We start from the raw sequence: 12,862 nt of genomic DNA, 5'->3' as shown, positions 1-12,862 counted from the left end.
GGTCGGACTGGTCAAATCCCGTGTTCCCCGCACACGCGGGGATGATCCCTTGAGGGGCGACGCGTCATCGCCCGGTTCGACGTGTTCCCCGCACACGCGGGGATGATCCCTCGCCGGTGAGGATGCGGCAGGTCCTCGGGTCGTGTTCCCCGCACACGCGGGGATGATCCCGGAAACGTGGGCGCTCACCGGCTCCATCAAGGGTGTTCCCCGCACACGCGGGGATGATCCCGGCGGCGGGGGAGGCTCGTCATCCGGCGGCACGTGTTCCCCGCACACGCGGGGATGATCCCAGGTGAGACAAATACAAGCCATCTACCTCAGGGTGTTCCCCGCACACGCGGGGATGATCCCTCGCCGGCCGAACGGTATTGGCCACCGATGACGTGTTCCCCGCACACGCGGGGATGATCCCGGCGGCGACGCGCGACCGCATGGCGACGGATGGTGTTCCCCGCACACGCGGGGATGATCCCGCGAACCCCATCGTCATCGTCATCACCGCGATGTGTTCCCCGCACACGCGGGGATGATCCCTGTTCTGGGTTGGCGGCGATGCGGTCGGCCATGTGTTCCCCGCACACGCGGGGATGATCCTACGAACCCTCACACAACGTGAGGGTCACATTCGTGTTCCCCGCACACGCGGGGATGATCCCGCGATGGGCGCGATGACCACGCGCATGTCCAGGTGTTCCCCGCACACGCGGGGATGATCCCCCGTCAGCGAGGCTGGTGCTTCCGGCCATGCTGTGTTCCCCGCACACGCGGGGATGATCCCCCGGATACACGCAGAACAGCTTCAAATACCCGGTGTTCCCCGCACACGCGGGGATGATCCCACGAAACACGCCGCGATGCCATTGGCGATATGGTGTTCCCCGCACACGCGGGGATGATCCCGTCAGGCCGTTGCCGCTCGTGAAGTCGGCCATGTGTTCCCCGCACACGCGGGGATGATCCCTGCTTATGCGCGTGATCGCCGTGGAATCACCGGTGTTCCCCGCACACGCGGGGATGATCCCGTTACGGGATTGTCAACCCCGCTCCACATCATGTGTTCCCCGCACACGCGGGGATGATCCCGGCCTCGTGCTGTTTTACCCCGACAAGCGGCAGTGTTCCCCGCACACGCGGGGATGATCCCTCGTCACGAAGGTAGGGGAAGTTGCGCATGGTGTGTTCCCCGCACACGCGGGGATGATCCCGTCGATTATGTGATCGATAAAGCAAACCAAATGTGTTCCCCGCACACGCGGGGATGATCCCTGTGCCATCTGCATCTTGATCCCGCCGGTTCCGTGTTCCCCGCACACGCGGGGATGATCCCTTCGCCGGCATCGACACCGCCAACGTCGAAAAGTGTTCCCCGCACACGCGGGGATGATCCCTGCAAATCTGCCGGTTTCATGTCCAAGGGCACGTGTTCCCCGCACACGCGGGGATGATCCACTCTGTCCGGTGGTCAGGTAGTCGCCCGCGTCCGTGTTCCCCGCACACGCGGGGATGATCCTAGGGTACTGATCTTTACGGTTCATCTCGTAGAAGTGTTCCCCGCACACGCGGGGATGATCCCCGCAAGCACCCGCAGACCAAGCACTATCTACGGTGTTCCCCGCACACGCGGGGATGATCCCGATATTCAGAACACTTGGAACGCCTTCTACCAGTGTTCCCCGCACACGCGGGGATGATCCCAAACGGCGGGCGTCAACGTAATTAAGCAAATCGTGTTCCCCGCACACGCGGGGATGATCCCACGCCTTGCGCAATGCGTAGGATTTATAATTCGTGTTCCCCGCACACGCGGGGATGATCCCCCCTACTTCGCCAAGTACAAGCTTGATATCGGGTGTTCCCCGCACACGCGGGGATGATCCCGTCTGAAACATGCCTGTGATATCCGCCGAATCGTGTTCCCCGCACACGCGGGGATGATCCCCGCGACCAAGGCCGGTGCCGCCAAGGCCAAGTGTGTTCCCCGCACACGCGGGGATGATCCCAACGCCTACGCTCAGGCGCAGGTGGGCACGCAGTGTTCCCCGCACACGCGGGGATGATCCCAACGCCTACGCTCAGGCGCAGGTGGGCACGCAGTGTTCCCCGCACACGCGGGGATGATCCCAGGCTAATGAGGAAAACATTGTGTATCTGCGGGTGTTCCCCGCACACGCGGGGATGATCCCGGGTCGTCGTAATGCGCCAGCACATCGGCAAGGTGTTCCCCGCACACGCGGGGATGATCCCAAGAAAAGCCTGAGCGCGGTGGACCTACTGCCGTGTTCCCCGCACACGCGGGGATGATCCCCTGCGACAAGATGACTCTTAGCAAAGGAGGATGTGTTCCCCGCACACGCGGGGATGATCCCTGCTTCACCCTCTGCACACGTCTACCGTCCTTGTGTTCCCCGCACACGCGGGGATGATCCCCTGTTCAGGTCGAGGCGCCCGGACCAGCCGCTGTGTTCCCCGCACACGCGGGGATGATCCCTGGTCGGCGAGTTTTCCGGTTGCGGTGGTGGTGTGTTCCCCGCACACGCGGGGATGATCCCTGGGACGAAGCGCCCTCGATGCGGTATGCAATGTGTTCCCCGCACACGCGGGGATGATCCCCATCATGGGCGATACGCACATCATCGCTGTCGGTGTTCCCCGCACACGCGGGGATGATCCTCGGCTGCGGCTTGGGCGGACCGGGCGGCATTTGTGTTCCCCGCACACGCGGGGATGATCCCAGCCGATACTTAGGAAACATGACAGATTATAGGTGTTCCCCGCACACGCGGGGATGATCCCTGGTACGACTGCCACACGTCCAATTGGATATTGTGTTCCCCGCACACGCGGGGATGATCCTGCAGCAGCACGTCGAAGATCTCCGGGTTCGCCTTGTGTTCCCCGCACACGCGGGGATGATCCCACGTATGACAATTTTGCGTGTGCGTGCGGTTTGGTGTTCCCCGCACACGCGGGGATGATCCCCGTGTAAGCGCTATGGAAAAATCACTGGCGGCGTGTTCCCCGCACACGCGGGGATGATCCCAGAAGGATTGTCAGACACGATACCATTATTTCGTGTTCCCCGCACACGCGGGGATGATCCCTACCCCATGACCATCTGCTCGCTGGGCGTGACGTGTTCCCCGCACACGCGGGGATGATCCCATGGCGAAAGAGACGGTAATCTCACGCACCGGGTGTTCCCCGCACACGCGGGGATGATCCCACCAGGAACCAAACAATGAATGACAGCACACTGTGTTCCCCGCACACGCGGGGATGATCCCCGGTCGTAGTGTGCCTGGGAACGATAATAGAGGTGTTCCCCGCACACGCGGGGATGATCCCCAGGGCAAGCTCACCATGACATCCACCGAACTGTGTTCCCCGCACACGCGGGGATGATCCCCATGTCCTCGACGGACTTCCTACGCCCGTCCGGTGTTCCCCGCACACGCGGGGATGATCCCGATGTGGAAGAACTTGGGGATGGCATCAGGGAGTGTTCCCCGCACACGCGGGGATGATCCCCGCCAGAAGGAGCCTGATGGGTTGCGCTGGTGGTGTTCCCCGCACACGCGGGGATGATCCCCGGATCGCCGCCTGTCTCAGTTCGGGCAGTTCGTGTTCCCCGCACACGCGGGGATGATCCCTCGACGACGAGAAGGCGCTCAAGACATACGCCGTGTTCCCCGCACACGCGGGGATGATCCCCGCATGCAGGCATGACCCGAGGCCGTCACGGAGTGTTCCCCGCACACGCGGGGATGATCCCGATTTCGGCTCGGGCTCGCCGCCTTCGCCGGAGTGTTCCCCGCACACGCGGGGATGATCCCTGCCAGCGTGCGGTTTTGGACGTGCCTTCCGTGTGTTCCCCGCACACGCGGGGATGATCCCCGTGCATCGAAGAGGCATGCGAGGGGCGGAGCGTGTTCCCCGCACACGCGGGGATGATCCCGACGGCCCGTGCGAAAGCCTCGAGGCGTTCTAGTGTTCCCCGCACACGCGGGGATGATCCCCTCATGGTCCGCCCGGTGTACGGGTCGTGGAAGTGTTCCCCGCACACGCGGGGATGATCCCGATGAACGAACCCACCGCACCAGACTGGAACCAGTGTTCCCCGCACACGCGGGGATGATCCCCGCTTCCGCCGGCCAGGGCCGGGTGCGCTTCGTGTTCCCCGCACACGCGGGGATGATCCCTACCTCCCAACGGGAATATGTCTCGTGTGTCCGTGTTCCCCGCACACGCGGGGATGATCCCGCGCTGCCGGTGGACAGGATCATCAAAAGAGCGTGTTCCCCGCACACGCGGGGATGATCCCGCCAAGCCGGGCGGCGGACTGCCAATCGATTGGTGTTCCCCGCACACGCGGGGATGATCCCCAGCAAGACACTACAAGAAAACCACCACAGACGTGTTCCCCGCACACGCGGGGATGATCCCTTACCCAGACAGCGAATTCCATTAAATCTCAGGTGTTCCCCGCACACGCGGGGATGATCCCCAGCTGCAGAATATGGATGTCGGCACCTTCCAGTGTTCCCCGCACACGCGGGGATGATCCCAGTGGACAACAAACAAGGCTATATCAAGACACGTGTTCCCCGCACACGCGGGGATGATCCCCTGCTCGTCAACAGCGACTTCAGCCAGGGCACGTGTTCCCCGCACACGCGGGGATGATCCCGGTCGTGCAGTGGGCTGCCGACGCCTGGGCTTGTGTTCCCCGCACACGCGGGGATGATCCCCTGCTCGTCAACAGCGACTTCAGCCAGGGCACGTGTTCCCCGCACACGCGGGGATGATCCCGGTCGTGCAGTGGGCTGCCGACGCCTGGGCTTGTGTTCCCCGCACACGCGGGGATGATCCCAGGCCGAGAAGACCGACGACGATACCTTGCAGGTGTTCCCCGCACACGCGGGGATGATCCCTGCGCGACCTTCAAAACACCTTGCATGACCTCGTGTTCCCCGCACACGCGGGGATGATCCCGAGAGGAAGAGAATGGAGGGAAGAAGAATCATGTGTTCCCCGCACACGCGGGGATGATCCCCAGCCTCGGCAAGGAATTCCAGACGCTGAAGAGTGTTCCCCGCACACGCGGGGATGATCCCTGGTGGGGAGCTCCAGGCAGATCATGTGGGCCGTGTTCCCCGCACACGCGGGGATGATCCCCCGGGTGGGTTATGCACAATGCTTGAAAAGGGGTGTTCCCCGCACACGCGGGGATGATCCCGGACGTGTTCGTGGCATCCACATCGACGGCCGGTGTTCCCCGCACACGCGGGGATGATCCCGTTTCGGTCGGAGCCGCGCCGTCGATAACAAGGTGTTCCCGCACACGCGGGGATGATCCCACCTACGGCGGCTACACCACCCTGAGCCGCCAGTGTTCCCCGCACACGCGGGGATGATCCTGTGGATGCGCCCGTGGCTGGCATGTTGGATTTGTGTTCCCCGCACACGCGGGGATGATCCCACTGAGGGGCAAGTCATGTGTGAGAAGTGCCCGTGTTCCCCGCACACGCGGGGATGATCCCGCGCCCACGCACGTAGCACACAACACGCCAAAGTGTTCCCCGCACACGCGGGGATGATCCCCGTCATCCGCAGATCGACCAGGGCACCACCGGGTGTTCCCCGCACACGCGGGGATGATCCCGCGATGAAAGACGGCAAGAGGAACGAAGGCAAGTGTTCCCCGCACACGCGGGGATGATCCCGCGATGAAAGACGGCAAGAGGAACGAAGGCAAGTGTTCCCCGCACACGCGGGGATGATCCCTCGGCGACCTTCCAGGCAAAAGTGTTATCTGTGTGTTCCCCGCACACGCGGGGATGATCCCGGTGATGCACGACGAGATCATGGCCGCGCACAGTGTTCCCCGCACACGCGGGGATGATCCCAGCACCAAGAAACGGCTTAAGCCCCTCCAAGGGTGTTCCCCGCACACGCGGGGATGATCCCGGTGCGGTTGGACCCGTCCTGCGCCTGGTAGGGTGTTCCCCGCACACGCGGGGATGATCCCCATTCAATAGGCCGTTAAGAATCGCGCTACCTGTGTTCCCCGCACACGCGGGGATGATCCCCGTGAGGTGCACCGGCTTCGACGGTGCACAACGTGTTCCCCGCACACGCGGGGATGATCCCGAGTTGTGCAATCTTCTGATTCCCCTCGTGTCGTGTTCCCCGCACACGCGGGGATGATCCCGCCAAGATTCAGGCTCAGCGTTTGGTCGAGATGTGTTCCCCGCACACGCGGGGATGATCCCCCTCCAGGTAAACCCTCCATGTGAACCCTCCTGTGTTCCCCGCACACGCGGGGATGATCCCGCGTAGGCGGCCGTCTCGGCACTGAAGCATGTGTGTTCCCCGCACACGCGGGGATGATCCCCGCATCAGCCGCCAGCCGGCCGGACCCGTCTAATGTTCCCCGCACACGCGGGGATGATCCCCGTGAGGTGCACCGGCTTCGACGGTGCACAACGTGTTCCCCGCACACGCGGGGATGATCCCGAGTTGTGCAATCTTCTGATTCCCCTCGTGTCGTGTTCCCCGCACACGCGGGGATGATCCCGCCAAGATTCAGGCTCAGCGTTTGGTCGAGATGTGTTCCCCGCACACGCGGGGATGATCCCCCTCCAGGTAAACCCTCCATGTGAACCCTCCTGTGTTCCCCGCACACGCGGGGATGATCCCGCGTAGGCGGCCGTCTCGGCACTGAAGCATGTGTGTTCCCCGCACACGCGGGGATGATCCCCGCATCAGCCGCCAGCCGGCCGGACCCGTCTAATGTTCCCCGCACACGCGGGGATGATCCCTCGGACGAGGCCGCGGCTGCCATCAAACGCATGTGTTCCCCGCACACGCGGGGATGATCCCAACGGCGGCAACTGGTACCCCGTCGCCAACAGGTGTTCCCCGCACACGCGGGGATGATCCCCTATGAGGATATCCGAATGCAGATGCTATGGGGTGTTCTCGTTGTCTATTTAGAAGTGCAACACCCTTGTTGGTCCTGTAATTCTAGCAGTTTGTCGGCGAACGCCTCGGCGGGCGTGCGGTAACCCAGCACGCGCATGGGCCGGTTGTCGGTTTCGTCGACCATCTCCCCGACATCCCCAGCCATATCCATCCGGATCCCGCTTCTTTTGGACGGATGCCGGCGGATCAAGCCGTTGCGGTTTTCGTTGCCTTCCCGCTGCCAGCTGGAGTACGGGTCGGCGAAATAGGCGTCCATGCCCAGCTCGTCGCGCAGGCGCGCGCCGGGCGAGCTCGGTGCCGTTGTCGTGTGTGACGCTGATTCTGGCGCCTTCGGGCATCCGGGGGAATATCGCCAGCTGCGCTCCGATGTTCTCCCCGGCGGTCTTGTCAGGGACGATCCGGGCCATGAGGAACCAGGTCTTCCGTTCAGCCTCGGTGTGCAGGTTGCATCCCACGCCGACCATGCTGTCGGCCTTCCAATGGCCGGATTCGCTCCTGTCTCCGGCCGTTCGGATATGGGCGTGCGTGGCCGGCGGCGATGTAGCACTTGCCGGTCCATGGGTCCGTCTTGAGCCGTTTTGACCGGTACGGCCGGTAGGACTCGCTCTCGTTGGACGGGAACCACGTGCTGCGCCTGATCTCCCGACTGACCGTCGAGGCGTTGCGGCCGAGCATGGCGCGATCCCGTTGGTGCTGGCACCGTTGCCGATCTCGATCCAGACGGCCTGGCGCTCCTCCTCCGACAGGCGCGAATATGCTTCTCCTATGGGTTCGACATCCCCTCGGACTGGTTTTCTAAGCAATCTCCAATCTAACGGGGTGTTGCACTTTCATTTAGACAACGGGACGGGGAAGCAGCGGCAAATAATCTTCCCTGCATGTTGGCTGTAGACATACCCAGCATTTGCGTTTAGCTACAGTTAATCAAATAAGTGTAGCTAAACATAATTTAAGCTACAGTTAATTAAATAAGTGTAGTTAACTGAAAGAGGGGATCATGGATAATGACGAGAGGCTTGCTGTCCCGCCGCTCGGAAAAGAACGTCATATCTGGCATATTCCGGAAGATGCTCCTGTTTCACGGTCCCGACGTTCCCGTGGCAATGGCGAATACGAGTCGGCCGTGCCGATCAGACTTGCGGATCTACATGTCGGTTTTCCATCCGAAATGCTTGCAGATTGTGAAGAGGCATCATGCTCATTGGCATCTTTTGACTCTTATGCCGCTGCGAAGTTAGGGGAGGGCAATCATGTGCTTGGTCCGATGAGTGCCGTGTTGCTGCGTACGGAAGCGTCATCGTCTTCTCAGATAGAGAATCTGACAGTCGGCGCGAAGAACCTTGCTTTGGAAATTATTGATGAGGGAACAAGTGACAATGCGGCGGTCGTAGTCGGTAATGTGCACGCCATGGAGGCTGCGCTGAAGTTGGGCGATAGCATGACGGAAGAATAACATTCTTGCCATGCATGAGGCTTTGCTTTCCGCTCAGCAAGGTTGGGGAGAATACGCGGGCACGTATCGCACTAATCTGGTATGGGTCGGTACCGATGGTTATTCGCCACGTGGCGCCGCTCATGTCGGTCCACAGCCTGAGTTGATTGCTGGTGCGATGGCGGATCTGCTTGAGTTTATCGAGCGTGATGATTTGCCGGTGGTCGCGCAGTGTGCGATTGCTCACGCGCAGTTCGAGACCATTCATCCGTTTGCGGACGGCAATGGGCGTTGTGGACGTGCGCTGGTGCATGCGATTCTTCGCAATAAGGGATTGTCGCGTAATACCGCGCCTCCCGTTTCTGCTGGCCTACTGCGCGATACTGAAGACTATTTCGCTGCATTGACTCTTTTCCGTGAGGGTGATGCCTCGCCGATTGTCAGGCGATTCGCGGAAGCCTGTCGATTCGCCGCGACGAGCGGCAGGAAGCTGATTGATGATTTGTGTGAACAGTTGGATGAAGCGCGTGCCGATTTGTATGGGGTGCGTTCTGACGCCGCTGTTTGGCGGGTGTTGCCGAATTTGATTGCGCAGCCGATCATCAATACGCGGTATTTACAGAAGACTCTTGGCTTGTCCAAGCCGCAAGCGGAGCGTGCAATCAAGACCTTGACCGAACGCGGTGTTGTAGTGGCGCGTACAGGAAAGCAGCGCAACGTTGTATACGAGCACCGTGGCATTCTCGATGTGCTTGACGAATACGCGGCGGGGTTGCGGAGGGGATAGTGAGAGTTGGACAGCCTCCGGTGATTTTTGCAATTCATTGATATCGGGTATCCCCCAGAATTGTTTTATTTCCTGAGCTTCCTAGCTCAGGCTTCATTGATGGATCTCAAAAATATTCGGTCCAACCGCTGAATAACCCCGCGTAGGATCTTCGTCGTCTCTCAATGCAACGGGCTGATTCGCAGTGCTCGAATGCTGTCATCTGTATGCGCTGCATCCGCGCACTGTATCCGAACACAGCGCATATTCAAGCAGGAAGAAAAACGTGCGCATCACGGCGTAGCGGCATTGTAGCGCTAGAAAAAGCACCGTGAAACCAGCGTGAAACCGCACGGCAAACGATTGATAACGCGAATCGCATCGTATGGAAACTGTTCGGAATTCATTCAGAAAATTTCAAGGTTGACAATCCTCTCGTTGCTCAGTCATGCCTGTGTGGCGGAATTGGCAGTTTTGCGCATTGTGCTTCAGTCGCATTACGCACATTGCAACTAGCCAGTGAAGTCGTTCGATGATCAGGAGACATCGGCAGGCAAATAACAGAGAGGAAAAGGATATGGCGGAATCTAAACAGTCCACCACAGAACCAGCATCGGCAAGGACCGGCGTGCCCATGGCAGAACAGACGGCCGCGCACGCTACACGATTCCCGATGAAGCGCCGCATCACAGCTGCCGTCGCGGCGGTCGGCAGCATTGCCTTGTGCGCGACCATGGCCCTCGCCGGAGGCTCCGCAGCCTACGCGGACACCTACTCCAGCACAACGGTCGCAGCCGCGTCCACCGTCACATCAGGGACCATCCCGGCAGGGCAGCTTTCCGTGGTGAACTTCCACCCCACATGGGGCAACAAGCAAGCCAACAAGGCCAGCATGCTGAAATACATTGCCAGCGCACACGCGAATGGCGTCAAAATGATCGTCTTCCCCGAGATGGCGCTCACAGGCTATGTTTCTTCCAGCGATCCGGACTCCGCAGCGTATAAGATGGCGGTTTCGCAAGCGGAGACTACCGAAAGCCCCATAACCCGTGAACTGGCGAAAGCCGCTGCGGAAAACGATATGTGGGTAATCTACGGTACTTCCGAAAAGATCCCAGGCGACACCGAGCACGCCTACAATTCCGCCTTCGCGATCTCCCCGAAGGGTCAGGTCAGCGCATACCAGAAAATAGCCCCGGTGGAAGGCAACTGGGCCACTCCAGGCAGCACGCCGGTCATTTTGCAGACCGAATGGGGCCTGATGGGTTTGAGCATCTGCTATGACACCTATGCGCAGCCAGAGATCGAGCGTTATTATGCGGCTCAAGGTGTGAGCCTGCTCGTCAACCCGACCGCAACATCCCGCAGCTACACGGATATCGATGGCGATGGAGTAAAAGACGCTAAGGGTTGGGAGTGGTACTACAAGAATCGCCTTGAATCCATTGCCTCCCGTGATGGGCTGACCATTGCCAGCGCCGATCTGGTTGGCAAGGACGGCTATGCAGGTGAAGGAGAGAACCAGCCGTATGACTTCCCCGGTGGCAGCGTGATTCTGCAGGGCGGGTTCTCGGCGGCCAAATACTACGCCGGTTTGAACGCGGACGGGACCATTCTCACCGCCAAGGAAGGCGCGCTCGTCAATGACAAGGACATGCGCCTGACCGTAGGCAGCACCACCAAGGTCGCCAACGACTTCCACCCGGATTATTACGCCAAGTGGTATGCGCAGCTTGCCGACAAGCAGGAATCCGGGCAGAACCTTTCATACCGTTACGGTTCTTCGGATGCGCCGACTACTGCGGTCGCCAATGTAAGCGCAGTGTGGGGCGATAAAGAAAAGAACACCGAAATGATGCTCAAATACATTGATGAGGCGCATGGCAAAGGCGTTGACATCATCGTATTCCCCGAAACCATCCTCACCGGTTACGACAGCACCGATCCGGAAGGTAAGGACGACGCACATACATCCAACGCATCGGTCAATACGCTGCTCGCCAAGAGTAACGACTACATGCAGGTCGTGCTCGCCGAAAAGGTGAAGGGCGCGGACGGTGACACGACGCGCGGCGAATCCGTGCAGAAGATCGCGGCAGCCGCCAAGAAGTACGGCATGTACGTGGTGTTCGGTCTGCCCGAGATGCCGGACGGCGGCCCGATTACCGACACCGATGGCGTGAAGAAGGTCTACAATTCCGCAGCGGTTGCCTTCCCCGATGGCCATACCGACTCGTTCCAGAAGATGCATCGTGCCGGCTCCGAGGAAACGGCCTGGTCCATGCCCGGCAGCACACCGCTTATGTTCGAGCTCCCCGAGTGGAAGGATGCCAATGGCAATCCGCTTAAGGCCGGCGTCGACATTTGCCGCGATGGGCATTTCTACCCCGAACTCGGCCGCTACTATGCAGCCTCCGGCGCCGAACTGCTGCTGCACCCCACCGCGACCACAGGAAATGCCTGGTATCGTGAAACCCGCATGGGCAGCTACACCGATCGCGATGGTCTTGGCGTGGTCACCGACAACGTGTGGGGACCGGACGGCTACCCGCTTGACTCGGATGGTAATCCGATCTACTCCGTGAACGACAATGGCGAGACCGTCTCCTCGGGCAAAACCGTAGCGGGCTATAACTACATGGGAGTCGGATACGATCCGTTCCGCACGTCAAGCCTCATCATCAACGCGTGGAGCGGCAAAAACGGCACGTCCTTCGACTATGCAACTGGTAGCGCGCTCGACACCAGCGGTACCGGTAAGGGCGCGTCTCTAACCGAATCCGCCAACATGACCTTCGCCGAAGGTGCCTATGATCCAGATAATCTCGAATACCGGACCATGAACCTCAAATCCGCAGGTTTCCGTGTGATGAACTTCCAAGCACGCCTGTATTCCAAGATGTACGATCAGCTCGCGAAGCGATTCATCGCTGGCTACCAGTCCATGTACCCCGAGAGCTCAGCATTGGATAAGACCGCGCTCGCCGATCCGATTGCACGGGCCGTGGCCAAGCTTGCGGAATCCGGCAAATACACCGATGCCACACTGTCTGCTCTTACTGACGCCTACGAGCAGGCGCTCTCGCTGCAGAACAACACCACGTTCAGCAGCGAACAGAGCGACTTGGTCACTGCGGCGGCAAAGCAACTTGATGAGGCGATCGCAGGGCTGCAAGTTAAGAGCGCCGACAATGGTGAAGCTAATCTGACTAAACCGTCTGACAATGGCGATGCCGCTGATTTCGTTGCCGGATCTACTACGGAAGGTGTAAAGCAGAAGAGCAATGAGACGACATCGGCAAACACCGGTTCTAGTGTGGCTGCAGTGGTCATGGTTATGATTCTGCTGCTCGGCGCAGGAACGACAGTTGGTGCCTATGCCTGGAGGAAAACTGTCGGCAGGTGATTCTCGAACAGCGGGATTGTCGAGATGCCGATCTGCGGCATCGGGCCGGTTATCTGCGATAAGTTTGTGGTAACGCCATTACGTTCTTGTTGCAAATAATCGGCCAACCCCGTTGATTGCCATGTATTTCGCTGTTTGTGGCAGATTTGCCCTGTTCGGGAAACCTATGCTTATTTGTGGCACTGAAATCGAGATATGCCATGTATGGCCGTTGCAATTGCAACGGCCATACTCGCGTTACAGGATTTACGATGCCACGAATAAGCCACAT

Annotated in this window: 3 protein-coding genes, 1 pseudogene and 1 CRISPR repeat array (1 of these 5 running past the window's edge); of the genes and pseudogenes, 3 read left to right on the top strand and 1 reads right to left on the bottom strand. The window is 60.2% G+C overall.

Annotated features, from left to right (window positions below; genetic code table 11):
- Positions 1 to 6,946: direct repeats of the CRISPR family, unit length 29 nt; unit sequence GTGTTCCCCGCACACGCGGGGATGATCCC; it reaches 3,959 nt to the left of the window's first position.
- 45 nt (positions 6,947 to 6,991) lie between these two features.
- Positions 6,992 to 7,754: pseudogene (locus BBAG_RS08910) on the bottom strand (IS30 family transposase).
- A 230-nt stretch (positions 7,755 to 7,984) separates the two neighbouring features.
- Here BBAG_RS08910 and BBAG_RS08670 point away from each other — a divergent pair.
- From BBAG_RS08670 to BBAG_RS08145, 3 genes are all read left to right on the top strand, one after another.
- Positions 7,985 to 8,440 carry a hypothetical protein gene (locus tag BBAG_RS08670; RefSeq protein WP_197540489.1) on the top strand — a complete coding sequence of 152 codons (456 nt, stop codon included), beginning with the start codon at positions 7,985 to 7,987 and terminating at the stop codon, positions 8,438 to 8,440.
- Between the two features lie 10 nt (positions 8,441 to 8,450).
- Complete coding sequence (locus BBAG_RS08665; protein WP_003826970.1) at positions 8,451 to 9,206, top strand: Fic family protein; 756 nt, start codon at positions 8,451 to 8,453, stop codon at positions 9,204 to 9,206.
- A gap of 613 nt (positions 9,207 to 9,819) precedes the next feature.
- Complete coding sequence (locus BBAG_RS08145; RefSeq protein WP_231855851.1) at positions 9,820 to 12,591, top strand: carbon-nitrogen hydrolase family protein; 2,772 nt, start codon at positions 9,820 to 9,822, stop codon at positions 12,589 to 12,591.
- The last annotated feature ends 271 nt before the right edge of the window (positions 12,592 to 12,862 follow it).

It is taken from the genome of Bifidobacterium angulatum DSM 20098 = JCM 7096 (assembly GCF_001025155.1).
Classification (GTDB): domain Bacteria; phylum Actinomycetota; class Actinomycetes; order Actinomycetales; family Bifidobacteriaceae; genus Bifidobacterium; species Bifidobacterium angulatum.
The sequence above is the reverse complement of the archived record's forward strand: the minus strand, read 5'-3'. Positions and strand labels throughout refer to the sequence as shown.

What these genes read in the sequence shown, in the direction of transcription:
- BBAG_RS08670 (WP_197540489.1), top strand. Translation starts at nt 7,985, where the DNA reads ATGGATAATGACGAGAGGCTTGCTGTCCCGCCGCTCGGAAAAGAACGT.
- BBAG_RS08665 (WP_003826970.1), top strand. Translation starts at nt 8,451, where the DNA reads ATGCATGAGGCTTTGCTTTCCGCTCAGCAAGGTTGGGGAGAATACGCG.
- BBAG_RS08145 (WP_231855851.1), top strand. Translation starts at nt 9,820, where the DNA reads ATGGCAGAACAGACGGCCGCGCACGCTACACGATTCCCGATGAAGCGC.